Consider the following 16,217-nt stretch of genomic DNA (forward strand, 5'->3'; position numbering starts at 1 on the left):
CGATAATACATATTATGTAAAATGAGGGCTCAGCTAGGGGTTCAGAACGAGCACCCCTCGCTCGACCCGCCATGCTTTCAGCCGATCCAAGACATTCATGCCGATCACATCCTGATCCCCGAACGCTGGCGACGAAATGGCGCCGACATCCGTCATCGTGATCGAACCGATGGTGAGTGTCGGAATGGTCGTATGCTGCGCCAGCACCGATCCGTTGGCGGTGTCGATCATGCGCGGAAACGGACTTTCCTCCAGATCGAGTCCGGCGGCTTTCGCCGTCGCGGTGGAAAGCGCGGTGGTCGTGGCGCCGCTGTCGATCAGCATTCGACGCTCGATACCGTTGATGCGGACATTGGCCCAGAAATGGCCATCCTCCGCCATTAAGATACGGGCGCTTCCCTGGATGGCATCGCGGCGGCCGATAAGGTCGGAAAACCGGTCTCGCTGGGCGATGACCAGATACCCCGCCGCGAAGATCGCCACCCAAATCAGCGCCATCCTGGCCGCCTGGCCTAGCGGTATCCGCCGTGCGGCCAAAGCGCTGAGCGGCAACAGCAGGATCAGGCCGTAATAGACGAAGTCCATGACCCGATCGGTCGTCATGGAACAAGTTCCATCCCGTCATAGCCAGGCTCGACATGATCGGGCAGTTCGCGCTGCAACGTGGCATAGTCCATCGACTGGTCCATATGAATCAGCACGCTGCGCTTCGGCTTGAGCGCGTCGATCCAGCCGAGGACTGCCGGCAAGTCGGCATGGGCCGGATGCGGATGGCGGCGAAGCGCATCGGCGATCCAGATGTCGACGCCTTCATACAACGCGGCCATATCCGGGGTTAAGTCGTGGAAATCCGTAGCATAGCCAATGGATTTACCATCGCATTCGAAGCGAAGCCCGGCCGATGTGATGCGGCCATGGGGCTGGTCGACCGACCGTATGCGAATGTCCCCGATCGTCAGATCGTCGTCAAAGGCGGTCATCGTCGCGGTGGGCGGATAGCCGGTCTTGCCATGGAAGACATAGGCGAAACGGCTTTGCAGCGAGTCCGCCGTCTTCGGCCGCGCATAGCCCGCTACGGGTCGCCCGAGCGCGTGATAGATTTGCCGCAAATCGTCGATGCCATGACAGTGATCGGCATGATCATGCGTCCAGATCACCGCATCGACGGTCCCGACCTCGGCGGCGAGCAACTGCTCGCGCATATCGGGACCGGTGTCGATCAGGATACGGACGCCGTCATGCTCGACGAGCGCGGCTTGGCGCATGCGACGATTGCGCGTTTCCCGGGGGTCACAGGCACCCCAGTCATTCCCGATCCGGGGTACGCCCGACGACGTGCCACACCCCAGAATACGGATTTTCATGCGCGCGTCTTCGCGAACAGCCGGTGGAAATTCTCCGCCGTCACCCGGGTCAGCGTCTCGACGCTTTCACCGCGCAACTCGGCCAGGAATTTGGCGGTGTCCGCGACGAAGGCCGGCTCGCCCGTCTTGCCACGATGCGGCACGGGCGCAAGGAACGGCGCGTCGGTCTCGACCAGCAAACGATCGAGCGGAAGGCGGGCGGCCGTGTCCTGCAAGTCCTTCGCGTTCTTGAACGTCACGATACCCGAAATGGATATATAAAAGCCTAACGCCAGGGCCTTATCGGCAAAATCTCCGCTGGCGGTGAAGCAGTGGATGACGCCTGGATAGGCCCCCTTCCCCATCTCCTCGGCCAGGATCGCGGCGGTATCCGCCTCGGCATCGCGCGTATGGACGACCAGCGGCAGGCCGGTCTCCCGGCAGGCGGCGATGTGGGCGCGAAAGCTCGCCTGCTGCCGGGCGCGGTCGCTATGGTCATAGTAATAGTCGAGGCCGCTCTCGCCGATACCGACGACGCGCGGATGCTGCGCACATTCGATCAGCTTGGCGGTGTCGATATGCGGATGCGCATCCGCCTCATGCGGGTGGATGCCCACCGTCGCCCAGACATCGGCCTCGCGCTCGGCGGTCGCGATGACTGCATCCCATTCGCTTTCGCGCGTGGCGATGTTGAGCATCGCGGTGACGCCGCGTTCCCGCGCACGCGCCAGGATCGCCGGCTGATCCTCGGCCAGCCCCTTGTAATTCAGGTGGCAATGGCTGTCGGCGAGCATCAGGCGTCGGCCTCCGCCGGCACTTCCAGGCGCGGGAAGGCAGGCGTCGGAGGTGACAGGGGAACGCCCTGCCCTGCCCGACGCGCATACCAGCCGTCATCGTCGATCGCGGCATGATCGCGTTCCTCGGCACCCAGCGTGTCGAGCACCTGTCCGGCGCCGCGCGGCGTGACCGGCAGGATCGCAATGGCCAGCATGCGGATCGCACGAACGAGCGTGCCGAGCACCGCATGCATCCGCTCCGGATCGGTCTTGCGCAGCGACCAGGGGGCCTGCACGTCGATATACTGGTTGCAGGCATAGACGCCGCGCATCCATGCCTCGATCCCCTGGCTGAGCGCCAGATCGTCGAACGCAGTCTTCAGCCCGGCGCAGGCGACCACCACCTCTTCGATCAGCATCGCATCGGCCGGATCGCTGCGCCCCGCCTCGGGCAGCGCGCCGCCCAGATTTTTGGCGATGAAGGACAAGGTGCGCTGGGCAAGATTGCCGAAGCTGTTGGCCAGTTCCGCATTGACGCGCGTCACGATCGCCTCGGCCGAATAGGAGCCGTCCTGGCCGAAGCTGACTTCCCGCAGGAAGAAGTAACGCAGGGCATCGACGCCGAATGCATCGGCCAGCCCCATCGGATCGACGACATTGCCGACCGACTTCGACATCTTCTCGCCCCGGTGAAGCAGGAAGCCGTGGCCGAACACCGACTGTGGCAGTGGCAGATCGGCCGACATCAGGAAGGCGGGCCAATAGACGGTGTGGAAGCGGACGATGTCCTTGCCGATCAGGTGCAGGTTGGCGGGCCAGAAGCGCGCCAGCTCGCTGTCCTTGTTCGGATAGCCGGTGCCGGTCAGATAGTTGGTCAGCGCGTCGACCCAGACATACATGACATGGCCGGGGCTGTCGGGGACCGGCACGCCCCAGTCGAAGCTGGTACGCGACACCGACAGGTCGGACAGCCCGCCCTCGACGAAGCGCATCACCTCGTTGCGGCGGCTTTCTGGACGGATGAAGTCCGGATTGTCGCGGTACAGGTCGAGCAAAGGCTGCTGGTACTTGGACAGACGGAAGAACCAAGTCTCCTCGGCGGTCCACTCGACGGGCGTGCCCTGCGGCGACAGCTTGGTGCCGTCTTCGCCGATGGTCAGTTCGCTCTCGTCGTAAAAGGCTTCGTCGCGGACCGAATACCAGCCTTCGTAGCGATCGAGGTACAGATCGCCCTTGTCCTGCATCGCCTTCCAGATCGCCTGGCTGGCGGCATAGTGATCGGCGTCGACCGTGCGGATGAAGCGGTCGTACGAAATATCAAGACGGTCTGCCATCACATGGAAATGGCTGGACATTTCGTCGGCGAACGCGCGCGTCGAGATGCCGCGCGCGCGCGCCGCCTGCGCCATTTTCAGGCCATGTTCGTCGGTGCCCGTCTGGAACAGCACATCGCGTCCCGCCTGACGCTGGAACCGGGCGATGACGTCGGCGGCCACCATTTCATAGGCATGGCCGATATGCGGGCGGCCATTGGGATAGTGGATTGCGGTGGTGATATAGAATGGATCGGCCATGGCCGGTCCCTAAAGCATCGTTTCGCGCAGGTGAAGCCCGGCCTTTCAGCCGCGCAAACCCCAGGCGAGCCACAGCCAGCCGAGGATCAGGATGCTGCCGCCGATCGGCGTGATCGCCCCGAACCAGCGCGGCGCGCCCAGGGCCATCGCATAGAGCGTGCCCGCGAAGATCGCGCTGCCGATGACGAAGGCCCAGCCGGGGCCACGCGCGTCCCATTTGAGCGCAACGAGTGCCGCGACGGCATGGATCAACTGATACTGCCCGCCGGTGCGCAGCCATTCGACCGCCGCCCCCTCGGCGCGGTGGGCGCCGAACGCCCCGGCGGCGATCGCGATCGCGCCCGACAGCGCCGCCAGAACCGCCAATATCCCCATATTCAGTCCTTTCGCGCGTCCTGCGTGATGATCCGGTCGCTGGCGGCATGCAAGTCGCCGCTTTCCAGCTGGGCGGCAAGCCGCTCCTTGTCGCGGGTGCGATACATGAACTCGATCCGGTCGATCTCGACGCGGTCGATCTTCAGGCTGCCCATGGCGAGCCGTGCCATCTTGACCGCCGACTCCAGCACTTCGCGGACGATATAGGCGGCGGGGCCGCCCTTGAGACGCAGCACGGCGCGGCGATCGAAGGCGCGGACCAGGATCGTCGCCTGGGGAAAGGCGGTGTGGACACTCTCTAGGAAATCCAGCGTGATCTGGTCGTCGTCGAGGCAGAACAGGATCAGCTCTGCCTCCGCCGCACCCGCCTGCCGCAGCAGGTCGAGCCGGGTGCCGTCGCCATAATAGACCTTGGCGCCGAATTCGGCGGCGATATCGATCATCTCGATATCGCGGTCGATCAGCGTGACCGGAATGTCGCTGGCGATCAGCATCTGCGCAACCGTCTGGCCGAAGCGGCCATAGCCGACGATCAGCGCGTTGGCGCCGTCGGTCATCGGCCCCTCGCGCTCGTCGCTGCCGCGCGTGATGATCGGTTCCTCGCGGATGCCCCGGGTCGCGCGCATCAGGAACGGCGTGGTCGCCATCGACAGGGTGATGATCGCCCCGAACAAGCTCGCCGCCTCGGGCGCGATCAGATAGCCGGCCTGCGCCTGGGCGAAGAGGACGAAGCCGAACTCGCCGCCCTGGCTCATCAACACGCCCAGCGCGAAGGCCGAGCGCCACTTCATCTTGAAGGCCATGCCGATCAGCGCGATGACCAGCGTCTTGGTCGCGATCAGCGCCAGCGCCATCGTCGCAACGAACAGCGGCCGCTCGGCGATCGCGGGCAGGTTCAGCATCATGCCGACCGCCAGGAAGAACAGGCCGAGCAGGATCGAGCGGAACGGCTCGACATCGGCCTCCAGTTCGTGGCGATAGGGACTGTCGGCCAACATCACGCCCGCGATGAACGCCCCCAACGCGGTCGACAGGCCGAGCAGTTCCATCACCGCCGCGCTGGCGATGACGGTGAACAGGCCCGCGAAGACGAACATCTCGCGCTCGCCCATATTGCCGATCAGGCGGAACAGCGGACGCAGCAGGAAGCGCCCCGCGACGATCAGGCCGACGATCGCTCCTACCGTCTCCAACGCCAAGATCCATCCCGGCGGCCCGGCATGATCGGCCGGATTGCGCGACATGGCCGCGACGATGGTGATCAGCGGGACGATCGACAGGTCCTGGAACAACAGGATGGAGAAGGCCCGCTCGCCAAAGGGCGTGCGCAGCCGGCCCGAGGATTGCAGCATCGGCAGGACCTGCGCCGTCGACGACAGCGCGAGCGGCAGGCCGAGCGCCAGTGCGGCCTCGATCGAGAAATGCGCGAGCAGCACGATGCCGCTGATCGCCAGCCCGCAAGCGACGACCTGGATCAGGCCGAGACCGAAAATCTCATGCTTCATCCGCCACAACCGTGCCGGGTTCAACTCGAGCCCGACGATGAACAGAAGGAGCGTGATGCCGATCTCGGCAATGCCCAGCTTCGACTCGGCGTCGCCGACCAGCCCCAGCACATGCGGACCGACCACGGCACCCGCGACCAGATAGCCCAGCGTCGCACCCAGCCCGATACGGCGGAAGATCAGGACGAAGACAAGCCCGAAACCGAGCAGGATCGCCCCGTCGCGCAGTAGCGATACCTCTTCGTGCATCAGCGGGCAGCCTCGGCGAGCGCGGCGTCTTCTGCCGCCTGCGCCGCCGCCTCGAACGCCAGTCGGATCGAGGGATGGCGGGCGGTGTAGGGCAAGGCCGGGGCGAACACGTCGATGCCGGGCCAGTCGGGTGCGGCCCCCTCGCCCGTGGCAAGCCACTCGGTCAGCCGGTCTCGCATCGCGGCCAGTTCGATCGCGTCGCGTCCTACCACATGGTTCGCCAGCAGGGCGGCGGAGGCCTGCCCCAACGCGCAGGCGCGGACGAGCATGCCGATCTCGGCGACGCGACCCTCGGCATCCAGATTGACGTCCACCGTGACCCGACTGCCGCAGACCGGTGAGCGTCGCTCGACGCTGGCCATCGGATCGGTCAGGCGCTGGTCATGCGGGATGGCCGTCGTCAGCCGCAGGATCTCGGCATTGTAGAGGGGGGCGTTCATGATCGGCTCTCGCTGGCATTGTCTGCGGGTGGCGTCGGCGCGCCGAAGACGGGAAGGCCCCGCCGCCGCCGATCGACGAAATCGGCGATCCCGGCGCTGGTGGCGTTCAACAGCTTGTAGGTGCGGCTCTTGACCATCCATTCGGGCCGCCGCGCGGGGCCGCCGCCGACGGTGTCGACCATCAGCGCGACGACCAGGAAGATCAGGCTCGACAGGATCAGCCCCTTCAGCGCGCCGAAGCCGAAGCCCAGCGCGCGGTCGATCGGCCCGAGCACCGAGGTACGTGTCCGCGCGCCGATCGCCCGCGCCACGATCCGCCCGCCCAGATAGGTGACGCCGACGATGATCGCGAAGGCCAGCACGGCCGCGCCCGAGACGGTGCCGACGATACCGGTCAGCGATTGGGCAAGCGGGATATGGAACAGCTTGAGCGCGGCGACGATCGCGACCCAGGCGAAAAGCGCCAGCACTTCGGTGACGAAGCCGCGCACAAAGCCCTGAACGGCCGCACCGAACACCGCGATGAGGACGAGAATATCGAGCGCCGTCAACTTCCTACCCAACTCCCCTGCCGGTCGCACGAAAATGGGCGACGGGGCGACATTGCGTCTTCGCTACCCCCGGCCCAGCATATGGTCAACGAACTCGGCCAGCGTGCGGAAGCCCGTCATCGCCAAGCCTCCCTCGTCGCTGGCCATGGCGCGCGGGACCATCGCCTTCTCGAACCCCAGCTTTCCCGCCTCCTTCAGCCGGAGCGGACCATGCGCCACCGACCGGATTTCGCCCGACAGCGCGATTTCGCCGAACACGATCGCATTGGCGGATACCGGCCGTTCGGACAAAGCGGAGATCAACGCCGCCGCGACGGCCAGATCGGCGGCGGGGTCTTGGACGCGGTAGCCGCCCGCGATGTTGAGATAGACCTCCGCCGACGAGAAGCTGAGGCCGCAGCGCGCCTCCAGCACCGCCAGGATCATCGCGAGGCGGCCGGTGTCCCAACCGACAACCGCCCGGCGCGGCGTCGCGCCCGAGGCCAGCCGGACGGTCAGCGCCTGGATTTCGACCAGTACGGGCCGCGTCCCCTCCAGCGCAGGGAATACGGTGGCGCCGGTCACGCCCTCCTCGCGATTGGTCAGGAACAGCGAGGAGGGATTGCCGACCTCGGTCAGCCCCTCGGTCTGCATCGCGAAGACGCCGATCTCGTCGGTCCCGCCGAAGCGGTTCTTGATCGCGCGCAGGATGCGGTATTGGTGACTGCGCTCCCCCTCGAAGGCCAGCACCGTGTCGACCATATGTTCGAGCACGCGGGGGCCTGCGATCGAGCCGTCCTTGGTGACATGGCCGACGAGCACGACGGCGGTGCCGCGCTCCTTGGCGAAGCGGATCAGTTCCTGTCCCGAGGCGCGGACCTGGCTGACCGTGCCCGGCGCGCCTTCGATCAGGTCGGAATGCATCGTCTGGATCGAGTCGATGATCAGGAGCGCCGGCGGCGTGCCGATCGAGAGGGTGGTCAGGATATCGCGCACCGAGGTCGCCGCCGCCAGCCGCACCGGCGCCTGCCCAAGTCCCAGCCGCCGGGCGCGCAGACGCACCTGATCCGCCGCTTCCTCGCCCGAGACATAGGCGACAGGCTTGCCCGCCATGGCGAGCTTGGCCGCCGCCTGCAGCAGCAGCGTCGACTTGCCGATGCCGGGATCGCCGCCGATCAGCGTCGCCGAGCCTTCGACGAACCCGCCACCCAGCGCCCGATCCAGCTCGGCGATGCCGGTCGCCATCCGGTCGGGCAGCGGGATGTCGGCGTCGAGCCCGACCAGTTGGATCGCTCGCCCACCCCCTTGCAGATTATGCTTGGCGGCGAAGGGCGTCAGCTGCACCGGCGCCTCTTCCAGCATGGTGTTCCATTCGGAACAGTCGGGACATTGCCCCTGCCACCGCGAGGACACCGAGCCGCAGGACTGGCAGACATAGCGCTTCTGAATCTTGGCCATGCCAATCCTCTAGCGGGTGCGGAACGAAAATGGAACATGCGGCGTGGCGCGGGCGGGAGTGGTCATCGTGCGGCCGCGCGGCTATGGGGCGGGTTCCATGACCCCAGACAATTTCCGTGTCGCGCTGTTCAGCGGCAACTACAACTACACGCGCGACGGCGCGAACCAGAGCTTGAACCTGCTGGTCGGCCATCTGCTCGATCGCGGGGTGGCGGTGCGCGTCTATTCGCCGACGTCGAAGACGCCGGCCTTTCCGCCGGTGGGCGATCTGGTCGATGTCCCGTCCATCCCGATGCCGTTCCGCGCGGACTATAAGCTGGCACGGGGCCTGCCGGCATCGGTGCGCGCCGATCTGGAGGCTTTCGCGCCCAATATCGTCCATGTCTCGGCGCCGGAGTTTCTGGGCCATGCGGCGGTGCGCTGGGCACGGGACAAGGGTGTCGCTTCGCTCGCATCGGTGCACACGCGGTTCGAGACCTATCCGGCCTATTATCATCTCGGCTTTCTGGAGCCGGCGATCATCCGGTTGCTGACCCGCTTCTATAACAAGTTCGACCGTATCGTCGCGCCCAGCCCCAGCATGATCGACCTGCTGCGCGGATGGGGGGTGACGCCGCCGATGGGCATCTGGTCGCGCGGCATCGATCATGACCGCTTCCAGCCCTCACGCCGCAGCCTGGAGTGGCGGCGGTCGTCGGGTATCGGTGACGATGACGTGGCGATCGGCTTCCTCGGCCGGTTGGTCAAGGAAAAGGGGCTGGACGTCTTTGCCGAGGTGCTGGCCGAGTTGCGTCGGCGCGGCGTGCCCCACAAGGTGCTGGTCGTCGGCAAGGGACCGGCAAAGGACTGGTTCGCGCGTGCCACCCCCGACGCCATTTTCGCGGGCTATCAGACCGGCGACGATCTCGGTCGTGCGGTTGCGTCGATGGACATCTTCTTCAACCCCAGCGTCACCGAAACCTTCGGCAACGTCACGACCGAGGCGATGGCGGCCGGCGTGCCCGTCGTCGCGGCGAATGCGACCGGGGCGATGGATCTGGTCGCGGACGGCGAAACCGGTTTCCTGGTCTCGCCGCGCGACATCACGGGCTATGCCGACGCGCTGGAGCGGATCGCGACCGACGCCGCGCTGCGTCGCCGGTTCAGCGACGCAGGGCAGGCCCGCGTCGCCGATTACCGGTGGGACAAGGTCAACGAAACGGTCATCGACACCTATCGCGCGATGTTCGCCGACCGCGCCTGAGCCTCAGCCCTTTCGCCAGTCGAAGGTCAACGGCGCTTCGCGAAAGGCGAAGCGATCGAGATGGCTGGCGACGACCTCGCGCATCCGCGCCACGTCCTCGCCTTCGGGGACGTGCAGGACGATGTCGAGCGTTTCGCTGTCCGCCCGCATCTCCAGCTTCGATCCGTTGGGAAAGGCGATCGTCCCCTCCTCAGGGGTGAAGACGACATCCATCTTGTGGCTCCAATGCTTGGCCAGCTGCTGAAGGTAGCGGCTGGCGGACAGGGTCGGAACCCGGGCGACGGATACATTCATTTCAACCGCTCCACTTTCTGCGCCAGGTCGTCGATCATCGCCGCGACCTGATGAACCATCTCCTGCGAGGCGTCGCCGCCGCCGAACCGTTCCATGACGGCCATTTTAAGACCGCTCATCGCCCGGCGGATCGGTGCGGCGTCCGCGCGCTGTCGGTGTTCACCCAGCGCCTGAAGCCGGGCCAGCAGCGCCGCGACACGGTCCGCATGCTCGGACAGATGGGCTTGTCCGGCCTCCGTTACGGCGAACCGCTTCTTGGCCCCCTCCGACTGCTGCTCCTCGATAAAGCCCATCTCGTCGAGCAGCGTGATGGTCGGATAGATGACCCCGGGGCTGGGCACATAAGCGCCGCCGCTCAGCGCTTCGATGGCGCGGATCAGGTCGTAGCCGTGCCGAGGTTCGTCGGCGATCAGCTTGAGCAGGACGAGCCGCAACTCGCCGCCGTCGAACATGCGGCCACGCCGGCCGCCACCGGGGCCGCGCCGCATGCCAAAATCGTGACCGAAAGGCCCTTCCATCTCGGCCGGGCCGAACGACCAAAAGCCTTTGGGATGATGGCCCATGCCACCCAAGGGATGATGATGTCGCATCATGATGCTCCTATACAAGATAGCATCAAGATATATCGCATACGCCTGCCGTCAAGATGTTTTAAGATATATCTTTGAATGGGAGATGACGATGCGGGTTCGCCTGCTTACATGCGGAGCATGGCCGATCTGTTCGCGGGGATGGACCCCGCCCCCACCGCCGCCGCCCGGCATGCCGACAATGCGCCGCTGGCGGACCGTCTCCGCCCCGAACGGCTGGAGGATGTCGTCGGGCAGGACCATCTGACCGGCCCAGAAGGCGCGATCGGGCGGATGGTCGCGGCGGGGCGGCTGTCGTCGATGATCCTGTGGGGGCCGCCCGGAACCGGCAAGACGACCATCGCGCGATTGCTCGCGGCCGAGGTGGGGCTGCGGTTCGCGGCGATCTCCGCCGTGTTTTCCGGTGTCGCCGACCTGAAAAAGGTGTTCGCCGAGGCGCGCGACCATGCTCGTGCCGGCCAGCGCACCTTGTTGTTCGTGGATGAGATCCACCGCTTCAACCGCGCGCAGCAGGACGGCTTCCTGCCCTTCGTCGAGGACGGCACGGTGACGCTGGTCGGTGCGACGACCGAAAATCCGTCCTTCGAACTCAACGCCGCCTTGCTCAGCCGCGCACAGGTGCTGATCCTCCACCGTCTCGGGCAGAGCGCGCTCGACCAGCTGCTGACGCGCGCCGAAGCGGAGATGGAGCGCCCCCTCCCCCTGCAGCAGGCCGCGCGTGACGCATTGATCGCGAGCGCGGACGGCGACGGACGGTTCCTGCTCAACCAGGCCGAGACGCTGTTTTCGATCGACCTGCCCGAACCCCTCGACGCCGCCGGCCTGTCGGCGCTGCTGCAACGGCGGGTCGCGGTGTATGACAAGGACCGCGAGGGGCATTACAATCTCATCTCCGCGCTGCACAAATCGATCCGGGGGTCCGATCCGCAGGCGGCGCTCTACTACCTCGCGCGGATGCTGACCGCCGGCGAAGAGCCGCTCTACGTGCTCCGCCGGCTGACCCGCGCCGCGATCGAGGACATCGGCCTCGCCGATCCGCAGGCGTTGACCCAGTGCCTGGCGGCCAAGGATGCCTATGATTTCCTGGGCTCGCCCGAGGGGGAATTGGCGATCGTCCAAGCCTGTCTCTATTGCGCGACCGCGCCCAAGTCGAACGCGGCCTATATGGCGCAGAAGCGGGCGTGGCGGACCGCGAAGGAAACCGGCTCGCTGATGCCGCCGGCCAATATCCTGAACGCCCCGACCAAGCTGATGAAGCAGATCGGCTATGGTGAGGGTTATCAATACGACCATGACGCTGACGGCGGCTTTTCGGGGGCGAATTATTGGCCCGACGACCTGCCGCCGCAGGGCTTTTACGAGCCGTCCGGACGCGGCCTCGAAAAGCGGATTGCCGAGCGGATGGCATGGTGGGACGAGCGACGACGCGCGATCCAGGCGGCAGGCGATGATGACGGCCGGTCCTGATCGCTTTTCGGGCTTTGTCGCGATCGACTGGTCGGGCGCGCAGGGCGTGTCGCACAAGGGCATCGCGATGGCGCATTGTGCGGCCGGGACGGCGGCGCCTACGCTGATAGCGCCGCCGGGGCGCGCCTGGTCGCGTCAAGGCGTCGCCGATTGGTTGCTGGAACGCGCGGACGAGCCGCTGTTGATCGGGTTCGATTTCAGCTTCTCCGCGCCCTTTATCGAACGCGGCGCGCATCTGCCCGGTGATCGGCCCACCCCTGATGCCCACGCGCTCTGGACCCATGTCGAGCAAAGCTGCGACGACCCCGATCTGGGCGCACGCAGCTTTCTGGAGGCGCGGCGCGGGCGGCATTTCTATTTCGGGGCGGCCGACGGGCGGAAGGCGGACTTCCTTCACTGGCGACGCTGCGAGGTCGCCGGGGGCGGCGCACGCAAGCCCTCGACCGTCTATGACGCGATCGGTGCGTCGCAGGTCGCCAAGGCCAGCTTTGCCGGAATGCGGCTGCTTCACCGACTGGATGGCCGGATCGCGGTCTGGCCCTTCGATCCCGTGCCGTCGCGCGGCGCGGTCGTAGTGGAAATCTACACCGCGATCGCCGCGCGCGATGCGGGGCGTCCGCGTGGGCGAAGCAAGATGCGCGGTGCCGGCGCGCTGGATGCCGCCTTGTCACAATTGGGCAGCCAAGCGCATCGGCCCCTGCCCGCCTATGACGATCACAGCACCGACGCGATCCTGACCTCCGCCTGGCTGCGTACCGTGGCGGCGCGCGACGATCTTTGGCACCCGCCGGGCCTGACAGCGCAGATCGCGCAAACGGAGGGCTGGACCTTTGGCGTCGCTTGACGCTAGGGGGATCGCCAACGCCGGATTAGCACAGCGGTAGTGCAGCGGTTTTGTAAACCGAAGGTCGGGGGTTCGATCCCCTCATCCGGCACCATGACCTTATCACAGGTGGCACCAAAAGCCCGTCGCTGCGTTTCAGTGGCGGAATGATCAAGGTCGCCAGCTACAATATCCGCAAAGGCATCGGCGCCGACCGGCGGCGCAACCCCGACCGCATCCTCGACGTGCTGCGCGAGGTCGATGCCGATGTCATTGCGCTCCAAGAGGCCGACCGACGCTTCGGCGAGCGCGAGGGCGTGCTGCCGCTCCACCTGATCGAGGAGCATAGCGACTGGAAGCCGATCATTTACGGCATGAAGGCGCGCTCGCTGGGCTGGCACGGCAATACGATGCTGGTCCGCAAATCGACCCGTGTGCTCGATTTTGAGGTCATACACCTGCCCTCGCTGGAGCCGCGCGGTGCGGTGATGGCCGATCTAAGCATCGATGACGGTGTCCTGCGGGTCGTGGGCATGCATCTCGACCTGTCGGGCCTGTGGCGGCGGCGGCAGGCGGGGGCGATCCTGTCGCATCTCGGCTCCTGCCTTCACCAGCATTCGACGGTGATGATGGGCGACCTGAACGAATGGACGCGCGGCGCGGGATGCCTGCGCGATTTCGCGCGGGACTTCACCTTCGCCGATACGGGGCCCAGCTTTCACGCCCGCCGGCCGATCGGGCGGCTCGACCGGATCATGGTGTCGTCCGATCTGCGGGTCGAGGCATGCGGCGTTCACGCCTCCGCCACGTCGCGCAAGGCATCGGATCATCTGCCCATCTGGGCGATGATCGGGCGGCATTGATGCGCGAGAAGGAACTGCGGCTGGCGCTGGTCTGCTATGGCGGGATCAGCCTGGCGGTCTACATGCACGGCATCACCAAGGAGATCTGGCGGGTCGTCCGCGCCAGTCGTGCCTCGCATGAGGGCGACGCGCCCGCCTCCACGGTCGATGCGGTCTATCACGATCTGCTCGACGAGATGGCGGCGCGCGGCGAGGTTCGCGTCCGGGTGCTGGCCGACATCATCGCAGGCGCCAGTGCCGGCGGGATCAACGGCATCTTTCTGGGGCAGGCGCTCTCGACCGGTCAGTCGCTCGATCCGCTGACCGATCTCTGGCTGGAGGCCGCGGACATCGAATCACTGATCGCCCCCGAAGCGGCCCCGACCTCGCGCTTCTCCAAAGTCTGGGCCATGCCCATCGCCTGGATGGCGGCGGGGCGCAGCGGTGAGAAGATCGCGGCGCTCGATGACGACACGCGCGAGGAGGTGCGACGCAAGGTCGGCCATCTGGTCCGCTCGCGCTGGTTCGAGCCACCCTTCGCCGCCGATGACTTTACCCTGCGTCTGCTCGAAGCCTTCGACCGGATGGCGGCGGCACCGGCGGGCAAGCGATTATTGCCGCCCGGCCAGCCGCTCGACCTGTTCGTCACCGTTACCGACTTCACCGGCCAGCCCCAGCGCCTGCGGCTCCATTCGCCGGGTGAGGTGGTCGAGACCGAACATCGCATGGTCGTCGACTTCACCGACAGCGGCGATGGCTCGCTGGCCGAGGTCCCCGAACTGGTGTTCGCGGCGCGTGCGACGTCCAGCTTTCCGGGTGCCTTCCCGCCCTTCACGGTCGGCGAACTCGACCGGGTGCTGGCGACACGGGAACAGGATTGGGAGGGGCGTGACGCCTTTCTTCGCCGGGTCCTGCCCCGCCACCACGCGGCGGGCGCGGCCGACAAGGCGGTGCTGATCGACGGGTCGGTGCTGGTCAACGCGCCCTTCCGCCCTGCCATCGACGCGCTGGGTAGGCGTCCCGCCCGGCGGCAGGTCGATCGCCGCTTCGTCTATATCGATCCCTTCCCCGGCATGCATTTCCGCCTGCCCGGCGGCGGCGGCCATCCCGGCTTCTTCCAGACAATCATCGGCGCGGTCAGCGAATTACCGCGTCAACAACCGATCCGCGACAATCTGGAGGCGATCGCCGCGCGTTCCGGCCGGATCGACCGGATGCAGGCCATCGTCGCTGCCATCCGCGAAGAGGTGGAGCATGAGATCGAACAGTTGTTCGGCGGCACCTTCTTCCTCGACCGCCCGACCGCCGCGCGACTGGCATCCTGGCGGGTCCGCGCCCAGGCTGCCGCCGCAACCAAGGCGGGGTTCAGCTATGCCGCCTATGGCCATTTAAAGCTCGCCAATGTCATCGATGCGATGGCCACGCTCTTCGCCGAGGCCGCTGGCGACGATGGCCAGCAGCGTCGCGTTCGACTGCGCGCGCTGATCGAGCGCACCATTGCGGCCTGCAGTCTGGCGGGCGACGCGATCAGCTTTACCGGCGGCTCCAGCACAGGTGCTCGGGATTTCCTGCGCGCGTTCGACCTGGGCTATCGCATCCGCCGGTTGCGCCATCTGGCCCGGCGTCTGACCGAATTGGAAGCGGACCATAGCGAAGCCGAACTGACCCCGATCCGCGACGCGCTCTACGAATCCCTCGCCGCCTTTCTGGAGCGCCAGCATGGCACCGCCCATGTCGCGTTGGCGGAGGACATACAGGCGGCCCGGGACGACGGTGCCGCATTGCTGGATGGGCTGGAGGCCCGGCTCGATCTGGTCCGGCTGGACGGCGAAACCGATGCGCGGCTGGCGACCGCCTTTGCCGGCCTGCCCCGCGCCGCACGGCGTGCGCTGCTGCTCACCTATCTGGGCTTTCCCTATTTCGACGTCGCCACGCTGCCGCTGCTCCAGGGCGAGGGGCTCGACGAGTTCGACCCCATCAAGGTCGACCGCATCGCCCCCGACGACGCCACCGCGATCCGTAGCGGTGGGGCCGAAGCGACGTTGAAGGGCATCCAGTTCCTGACCTTCGGCGCCTTCTTCAGCCGCAGCTACCGCGAGAATGACTATCTCTGGGGGCGCCTGCATGGGGCCGAGCGGATGATCGACATCACCGTCTCCACCCTGCCCGCCAATATCCGTCTGAAGCCCGGCCGGGTCGCCGCCTTCAAGCGGCGCGCCTTCCTGGCGATCCTCGACGAAGAGGAACCCCGGCTAACCGCCATCGCCCCCCTGATCGCCTCGCTTCGCCAAGAGATTGGCTGAAGGCTGGTCATGCCTGATCAACACCGCTAGACCCCGCCCGGCAAGCGATGCCAGGCCGTCCCACAAGGGCGATGCCCGGTTCGGATCACGCGGAGACGACCATGCAGTTCCTGAAAATGCTGTTCTGGTGCCTGCTCGCCTTTCTGGCGGCGGCCTTTACGCTGGGGAACTGGACGACGGTGCCGATCCGGCTGGTCGGCGGGTTGGTGGCGGACGTCAATCTGCCGTTGCTGCTGTTCCTGACCTTCCTCCTCGGCCTGATCCCGACGCTGATCTGGCAGCATGCCGCGCGCTGGCGCCTGCGTCAGCGGCTGAGCGCCACCGAGCGGGCACTGGCCGCCGCCACGGCGGATACGGCGCCGCTGTCGGGCACTGCCCTTACCACCACCCAACCGACGGTCTGAG

General features: G+C 66.5%; 17 protein-coding genes and 1 tRNA gene. 7 read left to right on the top strand and 11 right to left on the bottom strand.

Annotated features, from left to right (window positions below; genetic code table 11):
• Positions 1-33 precede the first annotated feature (33 nt).
• The 9 genes from GGR48_RS05350 to radA all read right to left on the bottom strand — a co-directional run bounded on the left by GGR48_RS05350 (position 34) and on the right by radA (position 8,250).
• The gene (locus GGR48_RS05350; protein ID WP_183950848.1) at positions 34-603 is read right to left on the bottom strand and encodes a TIGR02281 family clan AA aspartic protease; all 570 of its coding nucleotides are present in this window, start codon (positions 601-603) and stop codon (positions 34-36) included.
• A complete protein-coding gene (locus tag GGR48_RS05355; RefSeq protein WP_183950849.1) occupies positions 600-1,364 on the bottom strand; it encodes an MBL fold metallo-hydrolase in 765 nt (254 codons plus the stop codon). Before GGR48_RS05355 ends, GGR48_RS05350 begins: the two co-directional genes overlap by 4 nt.
• The gene (locus GGR48_RS05360) at positions 1,361-2,137 is read right to left on the bottom strand and encodes a TatD family hydrolase (protein WP_183950850.1); all 777 of its coding nucleotides are present in this window, start codon (positions 2,135-2,137) and stop codon (positions 1,361-1,363) included. Before GGR48_RS05360 ends, GGR48_RS05355 begins: the two co-directional genes overlap by 4 nt.
• On the bottom strand, positions 2,137-3,693 hold the full coding sequence (metG, locus tag GGR48_RS05365; protein ID WP_183950851.1) for a methionine--tRNA ligase: 1,557 nt from the start codon (positions 3,691-3,693) through the stop codon (positions 2,137-2,139). The genes GGR48_RS05360 and metG overlap by 1 nt, the downstream gene beginning before the upstream one ends.
• A gap of 45 nt (positions 3,694-3,738) precedes the next feature.
• A complete protein-coding gene (locus GGR48_RS05370) occupies positions 3,739-4,068 on the bottom strand; it encodes a DUF423 domain-containing protein (protein ID WP_183950852.1) in 330 nt (109 codons plus the stop codon).
• A 2-nt stretch (positions 4,069-4,070) separates the two neighbouring features.
• The gene (locus GGR48_RS05375; protein WP_183950853.1) at positions 4,071-5,822 is read right to left on the bottom strand and encodes a cation:proton antiporter domain-containing protein; all 1,752 of its coding nucleotides are present in this window, start codon (positions 5,820-5,822) and stop codon (positions 4,071-4,073) included.
• Positions 5,822-6,262: an iron-sulfur cluster assembly scaffold protein gene (locus GGR48_RS05380; RefSeq protein WP_183950854.1), complete on the bottom strand. Its 441-nt coding sequence runs from the start codon at positions 6,260-6,262 to the stop codon at positions 5,822-5,824. The genes GGR48_RS05375 and GGR48_RS05380 overlap by 1 nt, the downstream gene beginning before the upstream one ends.
• Positions 6,259-6,813: a CvpA family protein gene (locus tag GGR48_RS05385; protein ID WP_240455974.1), complete on the bottom strand. Its 555-nt coding sequence runs from the start codon at positions 6,811-6,813 to the stop codon at positions 6,259-6,261. The genes GGR48_RS05380 and GGR48_RS05385 overlap by 4 nt, the downstream gene beginning before the upstream one ends.
• A gap of 63 nt (positions 6,814-6,876) precedes the next feature.
• A complete protein-coding gene (gene radA / locus GGR48_RS05390) occupies positions 6,877-8,250 on the bottom strand; it encodes a DNA repair protein RadA (RefSeq protein WP_183950856.1) in 1,374 nt (457 codons plus the stop codon).
• A gap of 97 nt (positions 8,251-8,347) precedes the next feature.
• On the opposite strand from radA, the gene GGR48_RS05395 reads away from it, so the two are divergent.
• Positions 8,348-9,493 (top strand): glycosyltransferase family 4 protein, encoded by a 1,146-nt coding sequence (locus tag GGR48_RS05395; protein ID WP_183950857.1) that lies wholly within the window; start codon positions 8,348-8,350, stop codon positions 9,491-9,493.
• 3 nt (positions 9,494-9,496) lie between these two features.
• On the opposite strand, the gene GGR48_RS05400 is transcribed toward GGR48_RS05395, so the two are convergent.
• Together GGR48_RS05400 and GGR48_RS05405 are read right to left on the bottom strand one after the other, a co-directional pair.
• Positions 9,497-9,787, bottom strand: coding sequence for a DUF2218 domain-containing protein (locus tag GGR48_RS05400; RefSeq protein WP_183950858.1), 291 nt, complete (start codon positions 9,785-9,787; stop codon positions 9,497-9,499).
• Complete coding sequence (locus GGR48_RS05405) at positions 9,784-10,380, bottom strand: PadR family transcriptional regulator (protein WP_420854053.1); 597 nt, start codon at positions 10,378-10,380, stop codon at positions 9,784-9,786. Before GGR48_RS05405 ends, GGR48_RS05400 begins: the two co-directional genes overlap by 4 nt.
• Before the next feature lie 117 nt (positions 10,381-10,497).
• Here GGR48_RS05405 and GGR48_RS05410 point away from each other — a divergent pair, with 117 nt between their 5' ends.
• The 6 genes from GGR48_RS05410 to GGR48_RS05435 all read left to right on the top strand — a co-directional run bounded on the left by GGR48_RS05410 (position 10,498) and on the right by GGR48_RS05435 (position 16,216).
• Positions 10,498-11,844, top strand: coding sequence for a replication-associated recombination protein A (locus GGR48_RS05410; RefSeq protein ID WP_183950859.1), 1,347 nt, complete (start codon positions 10,498-10,500; stop codon positions 11,842-11,844).
• Positions 11,825-12,688, top strand: a complete 864-nt coding sequence (locus GGR48_RS05415; RefSeq protein ID WP_420854052.1) for a hypothetical protein — start codon at positions 11,825-11,827, stop codon at positions 12,686-12,688. Before GGR48_RS05410 ends, GGR48_RS05415 begins: the two co-directional genes overlap by 20 nt.
• A 19-nt stretch (positions 12,689-12,707) precedes the next feature.
• Positions 12,708-12,782: transfer RNA gene (locus GGR48_RS05420), tRNA-Thr, on the top strand.
• 52 nt (positions 12,783-12,834) lie between these two features.
• Complete coding sequence (locus tag GGR48_RS05425; RefSeq protein ID WP_183950861.1) at positions 12,835-13,530, top strand: endonuclease/exonuclease/phosphatase family protein; 696 nt, start codon at positions 12,835-12,837, stop codon at positions 13,528-13,530.
• Positions 13,530-15,812, top strand: a complete 2,283-nt coding sequence (locus tag GGR48_RS05430) for a patatin-like protein (protein WP_183950862.1) — start codon at positions 13,530-13,532, stop codon at positions 15,810-15,812. The genes GGR48_RS05425 and GGR48_RS05430 overlap by 1 nt, the downstream gene beginning before the upstream one ends.
• A 101-nt stretch (positions 15,813-15,913) precedes the next feature.
• Positions 15,914-16,216 carry a lipopolysaccharide assembly protein LapA domain-containing protein gene (locus tag GGR48_RS05435; RefSeq protein ID WP_183950863.1) on the top strand — a complete coding sequence of 101 codons (303 nt, stop codon included), beginning with the start codon at positions 15,914-15,916 and terminating at the stop codon, positions 16,214-16,216.
• Position 16,217: the final 1 nt, after the last annotated feature.

The sequence above is a fragment of the Sphingomonas pseudosanguinis genome, assembly GCF_014196255.1.
Taxonomy (GTDB): Bacteria; Pseudomonadota; Alphaproteobacteria; order Sphingomonadales; family Sphingomonadaceae; genus Sphingomonas; species Sphingomonas pseudosanguinis.